Below are 20,614 nucleotides of genomic sequence, written 5' to 3' on the forward strand. Positions count from 1 at the left end.
GATCAGGTGTCGACGAAGTCCGCCGGGACCATCACGCGGACGCCGCCCGGGATCGTCCTGATGAGCAGCGGGGTGCGCAGCCGCACCTCTCCGTCGATGTCGGCGGCCATCGGCGGGTCGGTCTCCACCAGCATCTCGCCGCCGGTGACGAAGGGACCGCCGGCGAGGCTGCGCCATTTGCCGGTGGTGGCCCTGACCAGGGTCTCGCCGACCAGCCGCAGCCACTTGCCCGAGCCGAGCTGGTAGGCGACGAGCCCGCGGTCGTCGATGCCGGCGTCCTTGGCGATCTGCCGGCCTCCGTGGTGGCGGCCGTTGGCGATGTTGAGCTGGTGGGTGAGCAGTTCGTGGCGCACGCCGTCGACCGTGACGAAGGCCCGGAACGGCCGGTGGCCCGGGAGGATCCGCATCGCGGTCAGCGGGTATGCGACACGGCCGAGGGCGCGCTTGACCAGGGGTTTCACGGTTCCGGCCACCTCGACGGAGACGCCGAAGCTGGTCAGGCCGACGAATGGCCGATCACCGCACATGCCGAGGTCGATGTCGGCGACCTTGCCCCCGGCCAGCGCTCTGATCGCGCCGGCCAGGTCCAGGGGCAGACCGAGGCTGCGGGCGAAGTCGTCGGTGGTGCCGAGCGGCAGCACGCCGAGGGCGACGTCGCGGCCGGCGATGTGTTCGATCGAACTGCTGAGCATGCCGTCCCCGCCCCCGACGATCAGCAGATCCGGCTCGTCGGCGAGGGCCCGGGTGATGGACTCGCGCAGCCGCGCCGGGCCGGTCACCGCGTGCACGCCGGTGAGCCGGAAGCCCCCGGCCCGGAGCAGCCGCAGCGCCTCGGGGTAGCGGCGACGGCCCCGGAGCGACCTGGTGTTGACGACGACGGCGGCCATCCGCTTGTCGTGGATGGCCGCCGTGTGCTCCGCCGTGGTCCGCATGAGCTCACATGCTAGGCGTTGCTTTCACTTGTCATCACCCGTCAGGCGTCACTTCTTGGCGGGCGTGACGTAGAGGAGCGCGGACTTGTTGTTCGGCAGCGGGCTGACCAGCTCCACCTGGACGCCCAGCTGCTTGCCCACGTCGCCGGGGTTGCCGGTGCCGAGGATGGGGCCGCCGATGTCGGTGCCGTACAGCTCGGTGGCCGGGGAACCGTCGGGGTGGACGATCCGGGTCGTGTACGGCTCGTTGTCCTTGGACGGCACGACGACCGAGGCGTCACGGTGCCGGAAGTACAGCGCGCCGTCCCTGATCTCCAGGCCGGGGTACCAGCCCTTGGCGTCGGTGAAGGTCTTCACCGCCGGCAGCTTGCCGAACGAGGTGCAGTACTCCGTGAACGGCTCGCCCTCGATGCACTCCTTGAACGGGTAGGTGCCGAAGAAGTTGAACGCCGCGTTGGACGACTGCGGGCGGGACGGCAGATTCTTCAGGACGCTCCCGTCCTTCGCGGCCGCGGCACCGGTACGGCGCAGCGGCTCGAAGTGCGAGTCCACGAGGAGGAGCTGACCCTTCGGACCGACCGACGGCAGGTCGAACACCGGGTCCGACACGTTGTTGTTGTTGCGAGCGGCGTCGCGGTACCAGACGAGCAGGCCGGGCGCGTTGTACTTGATCCTCTCCACCTTCCACGCGCCGTCGCGCATGAAGGACGTGTCGTAGGTGTACTGCAGACCGTTGTCGAACCCGTCGAGGTTCCGCCACTCGGCCAGGTAGTACTGCGCGGCCTTCAGCTCGCCGGAGTGGGTCACCCAGCCGGCGCCGGTGGTGTCGGTGAAGGTGCCCTTCGTGGCGGTCCAGCCGTTCGCGCCGTTCTCGACGTCGTCGCTCCAGACGGTCGCGCCGCCACCGGTGACCGAGAAGTCGTCGTTGAACCAGCCGCGCTCCATGGCCGCCGCGTCCGTGGCGTACCGGAAGCGGACCTGCACGGACTTGCCGGCGAACGGCGCGAGGTCGACGTACAGGTGCACCCAGCCGCCGCTCTCACCGGTCATGCCGTACTTCTTGCCGCCGTAGTCCTGCAGGCGCTTGTTGGGGTCGTCGTAGTCGTCGCCGGTGCTGGCGAGCTCGCCGCCGTCGAAGTAGACCTTCTGCTCGGTCCAGGTGGCGCCGCCGTCGTCGGAGACCTCGAAGAAGCCGAAGTCCCAGTCCTGCTCGATGCTCCAGTCGCTCCACCACTGGAACTTCGCGTCCGCCGCGGCCGGGACGTCGACCGTCCTGGTCAGCTTGGAGTCACCCCAGGACTGGTCGTTGTTGGACCACCACAGGTTGGCGCCGCTGTGCGGAGTGGACATGACCACGTGCTTGTCCGGCAGGTTGATGCGCACGCCGTCCTCGGTGCCCTTGGGCGTATTCGAGGTCTGGCCGACGACCATCATCTCCTTCTTACCGCCCGGCTCGACGATCTTCGGATCGGCCCAGCCGAGCACCCACTTGTCCCACAGGCCCATGTGAGTGGGCATGGCCTGGATGATCGGCCCGGCGTGGGAGCCGCTGGACATGAGGTCCCAGAAGTCCACGGCCGAGTCGCCGTTGCCGCTGGTGTCGTACAGGTCCGGCAGACCGAGGTCGTGGCCGTACTCGTGGGCGAAGACACCGACGCCGGAGTCCTCCGGCTGCACGATGTAGTTGGAGATCTTCACGTTCGTGCCGGGAACGGTGTAGCCGCCGGCCACGCTGCTGGAGTGCGCCCAGATCGCGAAGGTCCCCTCGGCGCCGCCGCCGCCCGACTTGTCAGCACCGGCGTGGATCAGCACGAGGTGGTCGATGACGCCGTCCGGCTCGTCGTAGTTGCCGTTGCCGTTGTAGTCGGAGACGTCTTCCTTGTCGTAGTCGGCCCAGGGGAACGACGGGTTCTGGGCCGCGAGGGCGTTGACCGCGTCGATGGCGAGCTGGCCGGGGCCGCGCGGGTTGTCGGGGTGCCCCGACATGTCCTGCGGAATGGTGCCGCACTTGCCCGCGGCGTACCAGGCCTCGGAGTGCGGGACCTTGATCCAGCCGACCGCCTCACCGCTGACGGTGTAGGCGCCCTTCGACAGCTCCTCGTACATGTTCTTCATGGTGTAGCCGGAGAGGTCGATGCCCTTCCGGCCGTCCCGGGGGTCGGTCAGGTCCGTGCGGACCCGCTTGGTGATCCCCCTCGAGCTGTAGAGCATGTCGTTGTAGTGGGTCGTGCTGAAGTCCGGCACCCACATCGTGTTGTTGTCCTTGCCCCCGCCGGCCGCGAGCGCCGGGTCGGGGATGCGGTTGTGCAGCGGCCCGTTCAGCTTCGTGCCGGGCGGCTCGGTGACGCAGTCGTTGACGTCGTTGATCGTCTTGGGGTGCGACCAGCCGGAGAAGTCGTCGTTGGCCTGGTCGTTGAACTCGATGAGCAGCGTGAGGAGCTTGGCCTTCTTGGTGGTCTTCGACCTCTTGTAGAAGTCGGAGGGGTTCTGCCCGGTCCTGATGGCCTCCCGCTCATGCTTCGCGAGGACCCGCGCGGCGACGGGGTTGCCCATGGCGAACTTGCGGTCGACCGAGTGCGCCAGGGCCAGCGTGCGCCGGGCGCCCTTGTCGGGGACCCGCTCCTCGGTGAGCGTGGTGTCGCTTTGGATGCGGGGCGGAGCGTAGTTGATGTAGTAGTCGTTCGCCGAAGGCTGGTAGCCGGCGGTGGGGGTGGCGGCGGGGGTGGCCGCGCCGAGGGCGGCCAGACCGCCGGCCACCAGGCCCAGCGCGGGCACCATCGCGGCAAGACGCCGGAGTCTGTTGGACAACGAGATCCCTTCCCGTCCGGGGTTCCCGGACGCCCATGCTCGGCGCGCCGGGATGAGCGCGCATCGGGACCTTAAGGGAAAAAGTAAAGAGAACCAATAACGGTTGTAAAACCGTGATCTATCCGGAAACTTAGGCAAAGTTCCGGTTACCACCGCTGCCGGGAACATGCCGTAAAGTCCAGGCGTGGAAGACCTTATCGCCGCACTCCCGGACGGGCGGGTCCTCACCGACCCCGACGTGACCGAGTCGTACGCCAGAGACCGGACCTTCGTGCCGCCGGGCAGGCCGCTCGGCGTCGTCCTCGCCGAGACTCGGGACGACGTCGTCACGACGATGCGCTGGGCGACCGAGCACCGGGTGCCCGTCGTGCCCCGCGGCGCGGGCACCGGCCTCGCCGGCGGGGCGACCGCGACCGACGGCTGCCTGATCCTCTCGCTCGCCAGGATGACCCGGATCCGCGAGCTGTCGCCCCAGGACGAGATCGCGGTGGCCGAGCCCGGCGTCATCACCGCCGACCTGGACCGGGCGGCCCGCGAACACGGGTTGATGTACGCCCCCGACCCGTCGTCGTACGAGGTATCCACCATCGGCGGCAACCTCGCGACCAACGCGGGTGGGCTGCGCTGCGTGAAATACGGCGTGACCCGCGACTCCACGCTGGGGCTCGAGGTCGTACTCGCGGACGGGCGGATCATCAACACCGGCCGCCGGACCGTCAAGGGCGTGACCGGATATGACCTGACCGGCCTCTTCGTCGGCTCTGAGGGCACGCTCGGCGTGATCACGGCGGCGACGCTGCGGCTGCGGCGGGCGCCCGCCGAGCTCGCCACGGTCGCCGCCGAGTTCACCTCGCTGCGCGACGCGGCGTCGGCCGTCTCCGCGATCATCGCGGCCGGCTGCAACCCGTCGCTGCTCGAGCTGATGGACCGTACCACGCTGGAGGCCATCGACGAGTGGAAGAACATCGGGCTGGAGCCGGGCACCCGCGCGATGCTGATCGCCCAGTCCGAGAGCTCGGCGGACCAGATGGCCAAGCTGTGCGAGGCGGCGTCGTTCGTCGCCGTCTCGTCGAGCCCGGAGGAGGCCGACGAACTGATCGGCCTGCGGCGGCTGGCCTACCAGGCGAAGGAGCGACTCGGCCAGTGCCTGGTCGAGGACGTGTGCGTGCCCAGGTCGGTGCTGCCTGACATGATCTCCACCATCGAGGACGTGGCGGCCCGGCACGGCGTCAGGATCGCGACCGTCGCGCACGCGGGTGACGGCAACACGCACCCGGTCTTCATCTTCGAGCGGGGCCTGGCCGAGCCGCCGCCCGAGGTGTGGGCCGCCGCCGACGAGGTGTTCCGGGCCGCTCTGGCGCTCGGCGGCACGCTGACCGGCGAGCACGGCGTCGGGGTGATCAAGAGACGCTGGCTCGGCCTGGAGACCGGCCCGGTGGTCACCGAGATCCACCAGGGCATCAAGCAGGTCTTCGACCCGCTCAACATCCTGAACCCGGGCAAGGCGATCTAAGGTCCTGCCCTGTGGATCTTCTTGCCTCCCGCGGTCGCCGAAGTTTCACGGGACACTCCCTGACCGCTGCTAACGTTTCCGGCCAGGTCACATTGTTTGGTGCTAAACGGGGGCAATGGTGGCGTTAGGGGCAGGCGATCCGAGCCGGCTCGGGCCGTACGAACTGGTCGACCGGATCGGCGAGGGCGGCCAGGGCATCGTTTTCCTGGGCCGCGGCCCGACCGGCGAACCCGTCGCGGTCAAGCTGCTGCATCAGCGGTTCGTCATCGACCGCGAGGCCAGGCAGCGGTTCCTGCGGGAGGTGGCGCTGGCACAACGGGTCGCCCGCTTCTGCACCGCGCCGGTCCTGCACGCCGATCTCGCCGGCGACCGGCCGTACATCGTCAGCGAGTACGTCTCCGGGCCGTCGCTGCGTGAGCTGGTGGAGCGTGAAGGTCCCCGCCGCGGCGCGGCCCTCGAACGCCTCGCCATCAGCACGGCCACCGCCCTGGTCGCCATCCATCGGGCCGGGATCACCCATCGCGACTTCAAGCCGGCGAACGTGCTGATGGGCCCGGAGGGGCCCGTCGTGATCGACTTCGGGGTGGCCAGGGCACTGGACTCGCCCCAGGCGACGGCCACCGGCACCACCATCGGCACGCCGTCCTACCTGGCACCGGAGCTGCTCAGCGGCGGAACGGCCACATCGGCGGCCGACATGTTCGCCTGGGGCGTCACGATGGTGTTCGCCGCCACGGGGCGGCCCGCGTTCGGCGCGGACTCCATCCCCTCCGTGATCACCCGCATTCTGACCGCCGAACCCGACCTCGGTCTGCTGACCGCGCCGCTGCGGGACCTCGTCGCGGCCTGCCTGGCGAAGGACCCCGCGCTGCGCCCGTCGGCCGAGGCGATCGTCACCCAGCTCACCGGCGGACCCACCGTGCCCGTGGGCATGCCGCCCGTACGGCCCGGCTCGGCGGAAGTCGGGCATTCGGCGGGGCGGCGGAGGCCGCGCACGCCGGTGCTGCCGCTGGCCCTGGCGGCCGTTGTCGCGGTGGCGGCGGCGGGAACCGCGACCGCGGTGTCGCTCAGCGGCGGCGAGAGCGGGCAGGCCACGGCGGAGGCGCTCACCACGGACGGGGCCGAACCGGGCCGGACACCGGCGAATGTCGTTCAGGTGCCGGCCCGTCCGCGCACCCCGTCTCCCTCTCCATCGGCCCGGAAGCGGCCCACGCCCGGCGCCCGGCACACCGCCGCCCCGATCAGGCGGTCCGACCCGACATCCGTCCCGACGTCCAAGCCGACGCGAGTCCCCTCGCGGGGGCCGTCACCGACCCCGTCGCGAAAACCCTCCCAGCAGCCCTCACCGGAGCCCTCACCGAGCCGGACGCCGCTGCCCTCTCCCACGCCGGCACCGGAGCCTCCGCCCAAGCCTTCCGCGACGCCTGCTCCCAAGCCCTCGCCGAAACCATCGCCGAAGCCTTCCCCCACGCCTCCCCCGAAGCCGAACCCGTACACGGCCGCAGGGGTCTGCGGGGCCGGCTTCAAGGTGATCGACTCGCACGCCTACGGCGGCCAGGCGACCACCTACCTGCTCTACGACGCGTCCACCGGCAGGAACTGCGTGATCACGCTGTCGAAGTACGTGGTCCCCGGGAAGATCAAGATGAGTGCGGTGCTGAAGGTGAAGGACGGCGGATCCGCCACCGACTCCGGCACCTATACCGTGTACGCGGGGCCGCTCAGGCTGCCCGCGGCGCGCAAGTGCGTCACCTGGGGCGGCGGGTACGGATCCGCCACGTGGAGCAGCGGGTGGTCGCACTGCGGTTAACCTTCATCGCAGCCGATCTTTCCTTGACAGAGGGGGGCTTGATGGAACCGTTGGTTCGCCGGGAGCAGGCGGGCGGTGTGGCGACTATCACGCTCGACTCGCCGCACAACCGCAACGCCCTGTCGGCCCGGCTACTCGGCGAACTGGACGACGCGCTGGGCCTGGCCCTGGCCGAGCCGTCGGTCCGGGTGATCGTGCTGACCGGCGCCGGGCCGGTGTTCTGCGCCGGCGCCGACCTGAAGGAGCAGCGGAGCGGCGGCGCACCGGTCACCGCGTCCTTTCCTGACGTCCTGCGCCTGATCTGGGAGAGTCCCAAGCCGGTCGTGTGCCGGCTGAACGGCACGGCCCGCGCGGGCGGCCTGGGCCTGGTGGCGGCCTGCGACTTCGCCGTCGCCCCCGACACCGCGTCGTTCGCGTTCACCGAGGTGCGTCTCGGGGTGGCCCCCGCGATGATCGCGGTGACCTGCCTGCGGCGGCTCGATCCCCGGGCGGCGGCGGAGTACTTCCTGACCGGCGAGGTCTTCGACGCCCATCGCGCGGTGGAGGTCGGGCTGCTGACCCGGGCCGTGCCGGCCGGCGACCTCGACGCCGAGGTGGCCCGCTACACGGGCATGCTGCTGCGCGGCGGCCCCGAGGCGCTGGCCGCGACCAAGCGGCTCGTCCGTGAGGTGCCGCTGATGTCTTTCGACGAGGGGCTGCGCCGCATGGCCGACCTGTCGGCCGAGCGCTTCACCTCGGCGGAGGGCCAGGAGGGCATCCGGGCGTTCCGGGAGAAGCGGCCTCCCTCCTGGACGGCCGGCTGAGCAGCGCCATCACTTGTTATGGTTGACCTTAACCGAATCCGTATGGGTCGACCATAACGAAAGTGGTAGGTGCATGGCTGAACAGCTGGGCAAGCCGACCCGGGTGCTGGATCGGGACCGGGAGTGGGCGCTGCTGCGGGAGTTCGTGGAGGATCCGGCACCGCAGCTGCGCGTGGCGATCATGTCGGGGCGGCGCCGCAACGGGAAGTCGTTCCTGCTGGAGGCGCTCACGGAGGCGGCCGGTGGCCTGTACCTGACCGCCGTGCAGGAGGAGGGTCGGGTCCTGGCCCTGCAGCGGTTCAGCGAGGCCGTGGCCGAGCACGCGGGCGTACCCGTGGGTGCGTTGCGCCTGGAGGGGTGGGAGGAGGTGTTGACCACCGCGCTGGATGTGGTCAACCGTGCGCCTGGAGCTCCGCTGCTGGTGATCGACGAGTTGCCCTACCTGCTCCAGCACTCCCCTGAGATCCCCGGACTGCTGCAGTTGCTCTACGACCGCTCGCAGTCGGGAAAGGCGCCGGGCGGGCGGATCGTCCTGTGCGGTTCGGCGATGAGCGTGATGAACGAGCTGCTGTCGGGCACCAAGCCGCTTCGCGGCCGGGCCATGCTCGACCTGCGCCTGCAGGCGTTCGGCTACCGCACAGCACGGGAACACTGGCAGGTCGACGATCCCGAGGTAGCGCTGCTGGTGAACGCCTGCGTGGGCGGCGCTCCTGGCTACCGGCCCCTCGCGCCCGGTGGGAGTCCGCAGAGCACGGCGGAGTTCGACGACTGGATCCAGCGCACACTCCTCGACCCCGGTCGTGCCCTCTACTCACGGGTCGAGGCGGAATTCCTGCTGCGTGAGGACCCGCGAATCACCCATCGCACCCTCTACTACGACCTGCTGTCCGCGGTCGCACAGGGCGCCTCCACCCCGGCGCGGATCGGTGGCCTGCTGGAACGCCAGCGCTCAACTGTGATCGCCCCACTGGAGGTGCTCGAGTCGGCGGGCTACCTGCACAAGGCGCAGGATCTCCTCAAGGCCCGCAGCCCCGTGATCACCGTCGCCGATCCGGTGATCCGCTTCAACCAGCTGATCACCCTGCCGCTCGTGGACATGGTCGAGCACGGCCGCGCCCGGCAGGCATGGCTGGAGTCCCGCCCCACCTTCCACTCCAAGATTCTTGGACCGCACTTCGAGGCCCTCGTCCGCCAGTGGGTCCGCGCCTTCGCTCCGGACGAGACCGCTCTCCGAATCGGTGGGGTGGGCTCCACCGAGGTGCCCGACCCGGCGGCGAAGACGAAGCATGAGGTGGATGTGCTCGCGCTCGCTCCGGGCGAGCGTCCCCAGTCGGCCCATGCCCGGATCACTCTCATAGGCGAGGCGAAGGCGACGATCCAGCCGCGCGGTGTACGGGACGTGGAACGCCTCGAGCACATCCGGGACCTGCTGGCGGGCCTGGGCCACCACGCCGAGGACGCTTCCCTGGTCTTGTGTTCCCTCCACGGCTTCCACCCAGATGTTCAGCAGGCGGCGGCTCGACGCCGTGACCTGCTCCTGGTCGACCTCACGGCGTTGTACGGGGACGGACCGGTACGCGGCGGCCAGTGAACGACGATTCTTGAGCCCCGGGGTCGGCAACTCACTCAGAAGACGTCATGACCGGCATAATGTCCCGAAGCGGACAAATTCCCTCAAAGACAGGAGAGACATGCGGGTATCCGACGAGGTCGCCGGGGCGCTGGCCGACGGCAGGCCGGTCGTGGCGCTGGAGTCCACCATCATCTCCCACGGGCTGCCCCAGCCCCGCAACCTCCAGGTCGCCCTGGAACTGGAGGGGATCGTCCGGGAGGCGGGGTCCGTACCGGCCACGATCGCGGTGCTGGACGGCGTGCCGCACGTGGGTCTCGACAAGACCGGCCTGGAGCGGATCGCCACCGAGCCTGGCCTGCGCAAGCTCGGCTTCCGCGATCTCGCTCCGGCGGCGGCCCTGGGCCTCAGCGGCGCGACCACGGTCTCGGGGACCTCGTTCCTCGCCGCGAGAGCCGGCATCCGGGTGTTCGCCACCGGGGGACTCGGCGGAGTGCACCGGGGCTGGACGGCCGTGCAGGACGAGTCGGCCGACCTCGACATGCTGAGCCGTACCAGGATCACCATCGTCTGCGCGGGCGTGAAGTCGATCCTCGACGTGCCCGCGACGCTGCAGCGCCTGGAAACCAGGCAGGTCACCGTCGTCGGCTACCGTACCGACCACTTCCCCGGCTTCTACCTGCACAGCTCGGGCGAGCCCGTCGACTGGCGCGTCGAGACGCCGGCCGAGACGGCAGGCATCATGCGCGCCCAGGACGCGCTGGACGGCCCGGAGACCGCGCTGATCGTGGCCAACCCGGTCCCCGTCGAGCTGCAGCTCGACCCGTCGCTGCACGATCGTGTGCTGTCCGAGGCGCTGCGGGCGGCGGACGAGCGGGGCGTCACCGGCCAGGCGATCACCCCGTTCCTGCTGGAGTACCTCGTGGAGGGCACCGGCGGCGCGTCGCTGGAGGCCAACCTGTCCGCCGTACGGGGAAACACCCGCCTCGCCGCCGAGATCGCGGCGTCCTGGACCGCGCGAACCTGATGGGCGGGGGGATCTGATGACCGGCCTGCTGGTGATCGGCGACGTCGTCACCGACGTCGTGGCGCTGCACGCGCACCCGGTCGCCACCGGCACCGACACACCCGCCGACATCACGCTGCGTCCGGGCGGCTCGGGGGCGAACACCGCGGCCTGGGCGGCCCATCTCGGCGTGGACACCCGCTTCCTGGGCCGGGCCGGCCGCGACACCGGCGAGTGGCACATGGCCGAGCTGGCGCGGACCGGGGTGCGGCCGCACGTGCGGATCGACCCCGAGCAGCCGACCGCGATCGTGATCTCGATGGTCGACGGCGCCGCCGGGCCAGGTAAGGGAGAGCGGTCCATGCTCACCAACCGCGGCGCCGGCGGCCGCATCGGAGTGGCCGACTGGACGCCCGCGCTGCTCGACGGGGTCGGGCACCTGCACCTGTCGGGATACACGCTGTTCGCCGAGCCGGGGCTGGAGCTGGCCCGGCTGGCGATGCGGGAGGCGGCCGGGCGCGGCGTGACCATCAGCGTGGACCCGGCCTCGGCCGGATTCCTGCGCGGCTTCGGGCCCGAGCGGTTCCTCCGGGAGACCTCCCCCGCCGGGGTCGTGGTGCCCAACCTGGAGGAGGCCCTGCTGCTCGCCGGGGAACGGCGCGCCGACGCGGCGGCCGAGGTCCTCAGCACCCGGTACGGCCTGGCCGTCGTGAAACTGGGGGCCGAGGGTGCGCTGCTCGCCCGGGGCGGGAGGGTGATCGCGCGTGCCTCCGCACCCGCCGCGGCCGTGGTCGACTCCACGGGCGCGGGAGACGCGTTCGCGGCAGGCCTCCTCGCCGGCCTGCTGTCCGGGCTGGCTCCCGATGACGCCCTCCGGAAGGGTTGCGAGGCGGGATCGGCGGCGGTCGCGCAGGTCGGTGGCCGACCTGTGGCCGACCGGTCGCCGGGAACTTTATCCTATTGACACCAATTGCTCGTCAGCGGCGTAAGCTGCACCATTAGCACCATGCGTCACTCGCGGGAGGGTTCGGTCAAACCGATGGACGCCGAGTCAAGGATCTGCCTGAGCGACATGGTTCCCGCCCTGCGCTGGAGCCGTCCGCAGCAGGTGGCCGAAATGCTGGCCGACCCACGCCTGCCCGGCGGCTGGTGGGCCTCAATCACGCTCGGACGGGCCATGGAGGCGACCGGTGTCGACTGGCTCTGCGAGCGGCTCGCCCGGCTGGCGGTGGGCCGCTGGGACCATCTCCCGCTCACCGACCTGCTTCCCGCGCTACAGGTGCACACCGTGGACCCGGCCCTGCCCGGCTGGCCCGAACCGGTTCGCTCACTGGTCAACGGCCTGGGCGGCTGGTACCGGCTGCGCCGCCTCACCCCCTGCGACCTGCAGGCCCCCGCCGCTCCCGCCTCCCCCGAGGTCATTCTCGCCACCGTCTTCCGGGAGATCTTCGGCCATCTCGCCTCCTCCGGGACTGAGCCCGCCGCCGCGGCCCGGGCGGCAGCCGTACCGGCCTCCACCGCGGCGACGCCGACGCACACGGGGCCGATGCAGACGGCACCGATGCGGGCGGCGTCGCGGCAGACAGGGCCCATCACGACAGGGCCTGTTCCGGCGACGCCCGCGCAGACGGCACCTCCCCAGGCGGTTCCGGCACGACCTGCCCCCATGGCCGCCCCCATGGCCGCGCCCGAGCCTCCGCCGCCGCCGAGCGAACACCCGATGGTCGTGCTCGTGGACGGACTGTTCCGCGGCTGGGACCCGCTCACCAGGGCCGTCGCGGCCCAGCGGCTGTTCGCGGCCGAGCCGGTCGGCCTTCGCGAGCTCGCCCACAACCTCAACGTCGACCGCGATGCCCTGTCCCACGCGCAGCGAGCCGCAGAAGAGCGGGTGCTCCAGTGGCTGCGTTCCTCAGACTCCGCGCCTCTCACCGGTCACCTGTTCGGGCTGACCGAGTGGCTCGGCGCGGCCGCCACCCAGGACCAGCTCATCGCCGCCGACCCCTCCCACCCGGTCGAGGTGCCGGCCCTCGGTGTGCCGCTGTGGCGGGTGCTCGTCACGCTGATGCCCGACCGCCGCCTCCAGGACGGCTGGCTCGTCGTCGGCGACCTGTTCGGGCTGCGGGACAAGACCCGCCAGCTCCTGACGGGCAAGCCCGCCGACGCCGACGTCATCGAACTGCTCGGCCGTCTCGGCATCCGGGCGCACTCGGCCAGGGCCTGGCTGGAGTCGATGCCCCGGCCGGAGGCACCCACCGCACAGCCGGAAAAGCCCGCGCCACTGCCCCGCCGCACGCCCGGGGCGAACGGCCACCAGCACCGTGGCGGCGTACCGATCCCCTCGCAGGCGAACAACGGGCCCGACGCGGCGACCGCGCTGGCCGCGCTGAACGCGCTCACCGGCGGGGCGCCTCGGCAGCAGCCGCACCAGCAGCAGCAACCGCGCCAGCAGCCCCGGCCGCATCTCGTGCCGGGTCCCCGCCCGTCCTCCAGCCCCGCCTCCGACCCGCGCCGCTGGCAGCGGATCGACGTCACCAGCGAGCATCTGCGGGGCGGGCCGGTGGCCGTCCCCGAAGGGTACGCCGCCCAGCTCGGCATGCGCCCCGGCACGCTGCTGTCGGTCACCGGACCCGGCGACAACGCGGTCGTGCTCGTCTGGCGGGACCGGCAGCCGGTGTTCGACTCCCTCCAGCCCGTCCTGATGCGGCTGAACGCCCAGCCGGGGGACTCGGTCTACGTCACCGTCGACGGCTACCGCCTCGACGCCCAGCTCACCTCGCTCACTTCGTGATCTTGCGAATACTCGCAGATTGACCGGCTGACCTGGTCATTCACCTGTCGTGATCTTGCAGAAACTCGCAATCGTCCCCCTTGACCTGCGATTATACCTTTCGTGATCTTGCACTCAATACTGCAAGATCACGCACGACAAAGCCGCAGGCAGAGCAGCCTCCGTGCGAGTCTTCGCAAGATCACGGGGGGAGGGGGGATTCGGAGGGAAATCTGGGGCTGGGGTGGTTACTTGCACATTTTGCGGTAGTAGGTGCCGGCCACCTCGTACTTCAGGGCGCCGTAGAACTCGGCCGCCCGCCGGGTGGCCATCGCGACGTAGCCGGCTCCCCGCGAGCGCGCCCACGTCTCGAACTCGACGAGCAGCCTGCGGCCGATGCCGTGGCGGCGGTAGCCGCTGTCGATCATCGCCTCCTCCACCCAGGCGACCGGGCCGTTGGCGAACAGCGTGAGATGCGAGAAGCCGAGCAGATAGCCCCGGACCACCCCGTCGAGCGTGGCCACGATCAGCAGCGTGTCCTCGTTCTCGAGGAGCCGCGGAAAGGCCGCGTCGAACGGCGCACGCTCCGGCCGGAACGTCAGAGCGAACTCACGCGCCAGCGCGAAGATCTCATCCGCGTCGGACTTCTCGGCCTTACGGAGCACCAGTTCACCAGACGTCATGGGAAGACTCTAGGTTTACCCGGGGGAAAACGTCCAATGCCGTACGGCAGCGGTGAGACAGGCATCTCACCGGCTCATCGGGCGTCGACCGACGCGCCGGAGCACCGCCACGGCGGCGGCTCCGCGGGTCGTGTGTGGACATTTTCGTGTTCCGCAGTGAAACATCGGGCCGTCGAAGCTCCGTCCAAAGGGGGCACAGGAGGAGGAGCCACCTCCGCCCGGCCTTCGGCGGAGACGGAGCCTGTCATGCACCTCTTCTCCAGAATCATCCCCACCCCCACCTCCGACTCTCGGCGACCCTGGGGAACAACTTCACCGCGTCCAGTGGGCCGGCCGCCGACCTTTACGCCCCGAGATCGGGGCAGATGACGCTCACCCTCGACGGGGCGGCGGAATCAGCGGATCGATCGGCATCGTCGGCTATCGGTCGTACTCCGGATGGGGCGCCTACAAGGCGAAGATCTCCGGGTGACCGGTGGGTCCGGAGCTGCAGATTATGGTGAATCCCATCAAATGACGTGGAACGTTCAAAGACGCGCTCATACGATCCGCGCTATGAACGACCTTTTGGCCGTATATGCTCGCTGAACTGCTCGTTCCTCGCGAGCTCACCGATGAGGAGTTGGCACACCGCTGCATACGCGGAGACCGCCCGGCCTTCAATGAGTTGGCCCACCGGCACCAGCAGCGCATGTACTCGATCTGCCGGCGGATCACCTGCGACGAGCAGGACGCCAAGGACGCACTGCAGGAAGCCCTGATCGCCGCTTGGCGGCATATCCGAGACTTCGAGGGGAGAGCACACATCGGCACCTGGCTGTACCGGGTGGCCACCAACGCCGCGATCGACGAGGTCCGCAGGAAAGCGCGACGCCCGGCGCCCTCCGGGGAAATGGTCCTCCGCCGCACCGACTCGTCGCCACTGGAGGACGCCGTGAGCGACCGCATGACGGTCGACTGGGCCATGGCGAAGCTCCCGCCGCAGTTCCGGGCGGCGATTGTCCTCCGCGAATACTGCGGCCTGTCTTATCGGGCAATCGCTGAGATTCGGGACATACCGCTCGATACGGTGAAATCTCAGATCTCCAGGGGTCGGCAAGCGCTGGTCGAACTGCTCAAAATGTCATGAAGAAAAGCCACATGTCATGCTGAAATGATGTTCCTAAACGCGGGCCGGCTGACTACTCTTTCTGCCACACCGACACCGATCCACCCGGTGAAGGCAGGAGCCTGTGGAACGATCCGAAGAGCCGAGGCGCTGGCCTAGGGGTAGTTTCCTGGCAAGCCTGAATCCCGGCGACCGCGACGCGTTGCTGTCGATGGGGACCAGCCGCCGCTTCGACGCGGGCGCCGTACTGGTGCGGTCCGGAGAGCCGGGCACCGACGTGGCGCTGCTGCTCGACGGGTGCGTCAAGGTCATGGCGGACTCCAAGGAGGGGCGGCCCGTCCTCCTCGCCGTACGCGTCTTCGGCGACCTGATCGGGGAGCTGGCCGCACTCGACGAGAATCCGCGTTCGGCCACCGTGATCGCCGCGGTGCCCACTCGGGCCCGCGTCATGAGCCGGCAGGCGTTCCTCGGCTTCGTCACGGGCCGGCCCGCCGTCGGACTCACGCTGCAGCGCTCCATCGTCGCCAAGCTGCGCATGGCCACCCGCTACCGGATCGACGTCAGCGGGGCACCGGTCGTCATCCGGGTGGCCCGGATCCTCGATCAGCTCGCCGACTCGTACGGCCGGGCCGAATCAGCCGAGGTGCACATCGACGTCCCGCTGACGCAACCCGAAATAGCCGCGCTCGTGGGCGCCGCACTCCCCAGCGTCGAGCGCGCCCTCGCCTCGCTCAGGAAGGGCGGCATGATCTCCACCGGCTACCGGCACTACGTGATCCGGGACCTCGGGGCGTTACGGAGGCTGGTGAGTTGACCGGCACTCCGCCCGCGATCCGCCGGCTGTGCCTGCGACTGGACACGGAGGCCTACAGCGGACGCGACTGCCGCGCGCAGGTCGCGGTGCAGAGCCGGCTGCGTACGCTGACGGAGGCGAGCTGCCGATGGGCCGGTGTCGACATCTCGCGGTGCGAGTACCAGCCGAGCGGCGACGGGATACTCGTGATCTTCGCGCCGGGCATCGACGAGGGACGTGCCGTTCCCCGACTGCTGCAGGGCCTCGCCGACGGGCTGCGCCACGGCAACACCCTGGACTGGCCGGGAGACCGCATGCGGCTGCGCGCCGCGCTCGGCCAGGGGACGGTGCGGGTGGCCCCGAACGGGTACGTCGGCAGGGCCGTGGTGACGGTCTCCCGGCTGGTCGACGCGCAGCAGCTGCGCGCTGCCCTGGCCGCCCGGCCGGACCGCGACCTCGCCGTGATCGTGACCGACGACCTCTACCACGACATGCGGCACGACGCGCCCGCGCGGACGGAGGAGCCGTACGAGCGGGTGCGGGTGTCGATCCCCGGCAAGGGGTTCGAGGTCGACGCGTGGATCTCGGTGCCCCACCCCGGCTCCCTCCTGCGGCAGCCGTCAGGGCGAGCCCCGGAGGGAGGGACGGTCAAGCCGTCGGACCTCGCGATGCCGCTGGGGCTGGCCGGCGCGCTCGGCCTGGCGGCCGTCCCGGCCTCCGACCCCGGCTCCGACCCCGGCTCCGGCTCCGGCTCCGGCTCCGAATCCGGCATGGACGATTTCGGCGGCCATGACCCGTCCGCCCACGATCCCGTCGCTCACGATCCGCACAGCCCCGATCCCCACGGCCCCGATCCCGGCCATCACGCCGATGGCGGTTACGGAGATCCGGGTTGATCGGAAACATCGGCCGACCGGGAACATCGGCCCCCGCGGCATCGTCCAACAGGCCAGCCAGTACAAGGGCCGGTGGAAGAAAAGGGAGGCCTGCGCGTGGCCGGGTGGACGCTCGCCATCGACTTCGGGACCTGTTTCACCACCGTCGCCACGGCGGAGGGCGGCCGCGTGGAGATCGTCGAGGTCGAGAACAGCCGCTATCTCCCGTCGCTCGTCTGCCTGGGTGAAGACGGCGGTCTCATGGTGGGCCGCGCCGCCGTCAGCCGCGCCGCCATCCACCCCGAGCTCGCCGAGCCGGTGCCGAAACGCGCCCTGCTCGGCGCCCCGTACGTCCGGCTCGGCCACCGCGACGCGCCCGTGATCGATCTCGTCGCAGCGGTGCTGACCAAGGCGAGCGGCGAGGCCGTACGGCGTCGCGGGAGGCAGGCGCCCGACGCGGTGATCATGACCCACCCGGCCGCCTGGGGAGAGACCGAGCGGGCGCTGCTGTCCCAGGCCGCTAAGCGGGCCGGGCTGTGCCGTTCGAGCCCGGGCCGTCCGGGACCGGGCCGTCCGAGCTTCATGCCCGAGCCGGTCGCCGCCGCTGCGCGGTACACGACGGACTCGACGCCCGTGGGCGGCCACGTCGCGGTGTTCGACTTCGGCGGCGGCACGCTCGACACCGCCGTGCTGCGCCGTACGGCCACCGGGTTCGAGCTGGCCGGGCCTCCGGGCGGCGACCCCCACCTCGGCGGCCTCGACCTGGACGAGGCGCTGCTCGCGCTGGTCGAGGAGGAGGCGGGCCGCGTGGACCCACAGGCGTGGGACGCGCTCGTGACCGGCGACTCCCTCCGCTCGAAACGCGCCAGAGCCCAGCTCCGCCGCGACGTCACCGAGGCCAAGGAGGCCCTCTCCGACCACCTGGCGTACAGCATCGTGCCCGACGGATTCGCCGCTCCGATCCGCATCTCCCGCGCCGCGTTCGAGGCCAGGATCGACAACCTCCTCGCGCGCGGGGTGGAGGAACTGCTGGTCACCGTCGAGCAGGCCGGGATCACCCCGGCGGACCTCGCTGCGGTCTTCCTGACCGGCGGCTCCAGCCGGGTGCCCCGGGTCGCCTATCTCATCGCCGACATGCTGGGCGTCACGCCCGCGGTCCAGGACGATCCGAAGTGCGTGGTCGTGCTCGGCGCGCTGCGGGACATGACCCCGGCGCCCGCCGCCGTGCCGCGGCCCCGGATCCTGACCGCGCAGACCGCCTACCGGGCGGGCCGCGTGCCGCCCGAGCCCGTACCCGCACGTCCGGCGGCGCATACGGCACTGGCGCGTATGGCAGCACTGCCCTGGAAGGCGACGCACGGCGCGGGCGGGCGCGTGCTCGCCGCCCGGGAGGGGATGGTCTACGTGGGCGGCGCCCGGATCACCGGGTACGACTCCGAGACCGGCATCCCGGTGTGGAGCAGCCGTGACACCCCGCTGCTCGAGCGGCTCGCCCTGTCCGGGAACACCCTCTACGGCCGGGCCGGCGACGCGCTCCTCGCGCTCGACGCCGGGAGCGGAGGCCCGCGCTGGGCCTATCGCGCGTCCGGAACGGTGGTGCCCGCCGGAGACGTCGTCTACGTCCACGACTCCGGCCGGCTGCTCGCGCTCGGCGCGGACAGCGGACGCCTGATCTGGCACCGTTCCGCGGGCGCGCACGGCATCGCCGACCCGGGCGAGGGGGTCGTCTACGCGGCGGAACGCACCGAGGTGACCGCCCTCGACGCCAAGACCGGCGATGTGCTGTGGCGGTTCCGCCGCGCCTCGCGTACGGCTCCCGCCGTGCTCGGCGGCGTCCTGTACGGCACCGGCGACGGGAAGCTGTTCGCCCTGGACGCAGGGACCGGGGAGCTGCGGTGGGAGGTGGCGAGCGGGCCGGGGACGCCGATTCTGACCGATGACACGGTCGTCATCGCGGGCGGCGGCGGCTCGGTCGCGTCGTACGACCCGAGGACCGGCCGTCTCAGGTGGAAGGCGACGGCGAGCGCGCGGACTCCGCTGCCGCCGTCCGCCGGATCCGGCGTCGTCTGCGTCCAGGAGGACGCCGGCTGCCTCTGCCTGGACGCCGCCGACGGCCGGGTGCGCTGGCGGGCACGCGGCGTCCGCGGCGTCCCCATCGTCGCCGCCGACGCGGCGTACGCGGTCGTGGCGAGCCCGGGCCGTACGTCCCTGGGCGCCCTCGACCTGGCGAGCGGGGCCGTCCGCTGGGCGATCGACCTCGGGCGGGCGGCGGTGGCCGAGCCGCTCCTCATGGACGGCCTGCTGCACACGCTGACCGCCACCACCGGGTCGACCTCGACGGTCCTGGCCATCGACGCGGCCACCGGCCGGATCTGAGTTGGGAGAGACGATATGACTGCCTGGTCCCTGGCGATCGACTTCGGTACATGCTTCACCTGCGCGGCCGATCAACGGGCTGAGAGTCGCTCCCGTTGCCGCCATCTTCGGAGCGAACGCCTCGGGGAAGACCAACGTGCTCGCCGCCATGCGATGGATGCGGCACGCGGTGCTCGATTCCGTGGCGGATTGTGCCCGCCTCAAGGGAGTGCCGAGGCAGCGGTTCGCATTGGATCGTGAGGCGGCGCGGGAGAGCTCGCTGTTCGAGGTCGACGTGGTCATCGAAAGCAACCGCTACGTCTACGGCTTCGAGGTGTCCGACGTCCAGGTGGAGACGGAATGGCTGCACGTCTATCCGCAGGGCAGTCGCCGTCGGCAGGTCTGGTTCGATCGGGACGCGGAACGGGTTGATGAGTACCGCTTCCCCAGCGACCGGCTCAAGGGGCCGAAAAAGCCGCTGATCGAGTACACCAGACCGAACGCGCTGTTCCTCACGGCCGCCGGTTCCTTGCGAGTCCGGCAACTGCAGCCCTTGTTCGCCTGGTTCAACGACAACCTCTGGCTGGTCGGCCCAGACAACAATCAGCATGAGCGCGATGCCCACACCAGGCGGGAACTGCTGAAACCCGACTTCCGCCGACGCGTCGAAGGCATGCTGTCGGTCGCCGATCTGGGTGTGACAGGCGTTGACGCGGAGGATCGGGGCGATGAGCCACCTGAGATCTCCCTCGTCCACCAAGGTCAGGACGGCCCCGTGCCGTTCGACATCCGTCGTCAGGAGTCGTACGGAACGCTCGCCTGGCTGGCCTTTCTCGGCCCGATGCTCAACGCGCTCGACACCGGCGCCGTTCTGCTGGTCGACGAGCTGGATTCCAGCCTGCACCCGGTACTCGTCGCCGAGGTGATCCGGCTGTTCGAGGATGTCGTCGCCAATCCGCGGGGCGCCCAGTTGGTGTTCACCGCCCGTGATGTGACGCTGCTCAGCAAGGCGCATCTCGAACGGCCCCTCGATCGGGATCAGGTCTGGAAGAGGCGTACCGGCGAGTCCGAACTGTATCCGCTCACCGATGCCGGCGTACGCAAGGACGAGAGCATGGAGCGCGGATACCTCCGGGGCCGGTACGGCGGGGTGCCAAGGATCGGTCTCAGAGACGTGGCCGTAGAAGTCGGGCAGCACGCATCCGAAGCCAACCCATGAGACATCGAGATCAAGGACCTACAGAAGCTCGAAGTGTCCGAACCGGGAAGACAGCACCGCGTGGAAGTGTCGGGAGTCCAGGGTTGCGATCTTGGGGGTGCTCAGGCGCTCGGCCGTGACCATGACGGAAGCATCGGTGATGCCGAGGGGAAAATCGTGGTAGCGGGCAACGAACTCAGCGATCCGAGGCCGGTCATCCACTGCCACGGGTTCGACGCGGAAGGCACCGGCGGTGATGTCGTCGATGAGGGCGAGTTCGGTCTCCGCAGCCTTCTTCGCGCCTACAGCACGCTTCACCCGCGTATTGATGAAGTAGGAAACCTCGGCCAAGACGAGCTGAGGTTTCCTACTTCATGAAGTAGGAAACCTCGG

General features: G+C 70.4%; 16 protein-coding genes. 12 read left to right on the top strand and 4 right to left on the bottom strand.

Annotated elements, in window-relative coordinates:
* Window positions 1–2 precede the first annotated feature (2 nt).
* Window positions 3–932, bottom strand: coding sequence for a diacylglycerol/lipid kinase family protein (locus tag ACFHYQ_RS13750; RefSeq protein WP_394301512.1), 930 nt, complete (start codon window positions 930–932; stop codon window positions 3–5).
* A 48-nt stretch (window positions 933–980) separates the two neighbouring features.
* The gene (locus tag ACFHYQ_RS13755; RefSeq protein WP_394301513.1) at window positions 981–3,740 is read right to left on the bottom strand and encodes an immune inhibitor A domain-containing protein; all 2,760 of its coding nucleotides are present in this window, start codon (window positions 3,738–3,740) and stop codon (window positions 981–983) included.
* Window positions 3,741–3,924: 184 nt separating this feature from the next.
* Here ACFHYQ_RS13755 and ACFHYQ_RS13760 point away from each other — a divergent pair, with 184 nt between their 5' ends.
* The 7 genes from ACFHYQ_RS13760 to ACFHYQ_RS13790 all read left to right on the top strand — a co-directional run bounded on the left by ACFHYQ_RS13760 (window position 3,925) and on the right by ACFHYQ_RS13790 (window position 13,230).
* Entirely contained in the window at window positions 3,925–5,253 is a 1,329-nt protein-coding gene (locus tag ACFHYQ_RS13760; RefSeq protein ID WP_394301514.1) for an FAD-binding oxidoreductase, read from the top strand.
* Between the two features lie 115 nt (window positions 5,254–5,368).
* A complete protein-coding gene (locus ACFHYQ_RS13765; RefSeq protein WP_394301515.1) occupies window positions 5,369–7,063 on the top strand; it encodes a serine/threonine protein kinase in 1,695 nt (564 codons plus the stop codon).
* Between the two features lie 41 nt (window positions 7,064–7,104).
* Window positions 7,105–7,866, top strand: coding sequence for an enoyl-CoA hydratase family protein (locus tag ACFHYQ_RS13770; RefSeq protein WP_394301516.1), 762 nt, complete (start codon window positions 7,105–7,107; stop codon window positions 7,864–7,866).
* 73 nt (window positions 7,867–7,939) lie between these two features.
* Window positions 7,940–9,457 carry an AAA family ATPase gene (locus ACFHYQ_RS13775; RefSeq protein WP_394301517.1) on the top strand — a complete coding sequence of 506 codons (1,518 nt, stop codon included), beginning with the start codon at window positions 7,940–7,942 and terminating at the stop codon, window positions 9,455–9,457.
* A 100-nt stretch (window positions 9,458–9,557) separates the two neighbouring features.
* Window positions 9,558–10,463 carry a pseudouridine-5'-phosphate glycosidase gene (locus ACFHYQ_RS13780; RefSeq protein WP_394301518.1) on the top strand — a complete coding sequence of 302 codons (906 nt, stop codon included), beginning with the start codon at window positions 9,558–9,560 and terminating at the stop codon, window positions 10,461–10,463.
* Between the two features lie 16 nt (window positions 10,464–10,479).
* Window positions 10,480–11,406, top strand: coding sequence for a carbohydrate kinase family protein (locus ACFHYQ_RS13785; RefSeq protein WP_394301519.1), 927 nt, complete (start codon window positions 10,480–10,482; stop codon window positions 11,404–11,406).
* A gap of 42 nt (window positions 11,407–11,448) precedes the next feature.
* A complete protein-coding gene (locus tag ACFHYQ_RS13790) occupies window positions 11,449–13,230 on the top strand; it encodes a hypothetical protein (RefSeq protein WP_394301520.1) in 1,782 nt (593 codons plus the stop codon).
* A 227-nt stretch (window positions 13,231–13,457) separates the two neighbouring features.
* Here the strand turns inward: ACFHYQ_RS13790 and ACFHYQ_RS13795 are convergent, their stop codons facing one another.
* Window positions 13,458–13,892 (bottom strand): GNAT family N-acetyltransferase, encoded by a 435-nt coding sequence (locus ACFHYQ_RS13795; RefSeq protein WP_394301521.1) that lies wholly within the window; start codon window positions 13,890–13,892, stop codon window positions 13,458–13,460.
* Between the two features lie 577 nt (window positions 13,893–14,469).
* Here ACFHYQ_RS13795 and ACFHYQ_RS13800 point away from each other — a divergent pair.
* The 5 genes from ACFHYQ_RS13800 (at window position 14,470) to ACFHYQ_RS13820 (ending at window position 20,242) form a co-directional block, all read left to right on the top strand.
* Window positions 14,470–15,021, top strand: coding sequence for an RNA polymerase sigma factor (locus tag ACFHYQ_RS13800; protein ID WP_394301522.1), 552 nt, complete (start codon window positions 14,470–14,472; stop codon window positions 15,019–15,021).
* 103 nt (window positions 15,022–15,124) lie between these two features.
* Entirely contained in the window at window positions 15,125–15,814 is a 690-nt protein-coding gene (locus tag ACFHYQ_RS13805) for a Crp/Fnr family transcriptional regulator (protein WP_394301523.1), read from the top strand.
* Complete coding sequence (locus ACFHYQ_RS13810; protein ID WP_394301524.1) at window positions 15,811–16,689, top strand: hypothetical protein; 879 nt, start codon at window positions 15,811–15,813, stop codon at window positions 16,687–16,689. The genes ACFHYQ_RS13805 and ACFHYQ_RS13810 overlap by 4 nt, the downstream gene beginning before the upstream one ends.
* Window positions 16,690–16,785: 96 nt before the next feature.
* Window positions 16,786–19,044: an outer membrane protein assembly factor BamB family protein gene (locus tag ACFHYQ_RS13815; protein ID WP_394301525.1), complete on the top strand. Its 2,259-nt coding sequence runs from the start codon at window positions 16,786–16,788 to the stop codon at window positions 19,042–19,044.
* Between the two features lie 103 nt (window positions 19,045–19,147).
* Entirely contained in the window at window positions 19,148–20,242 is a 1,095-nt protein-coding gene (locus ACFHYQ_RS13820; RefSeq protein ID WP_394301735.1) for an AAA family ATPase, read from the top strand.
* A gap of 18 nt (window positions 20,243–20,260) precedes the next feature.
* On the opposite strand, the gene ACFHYQ_RS13825 is transcribed toward ACFHYQ_RS13820, so the two are convergent.
* Window positions 20,261–20,572 carry a PIN domain-containing protein gene (locus ACFHYQ_RS13825; RefSeq protein ID WP_394301526.1) on the bottom strand — a complete coding sequence of 104 codons (312 nt, stop codon included), beginning with the start codon at window positions 20,570–20,572 and terminating at the stop codon, window positions 20,261–20,263.
* Window positions 20,573–20,614: the final 42 nt, after the last annotated feature.

This window comes from Sphaerimonospora cavernae (assembly GCF_042435035.1).
In the GTDB taxonomy this organism is placed as follows: Bacteria; Actinomycetota; Actinomycetes; order Streptosporangiales; family Streptosporangiaceae; genus Sphaerimonospora; species Sphaerimonospora cavernae.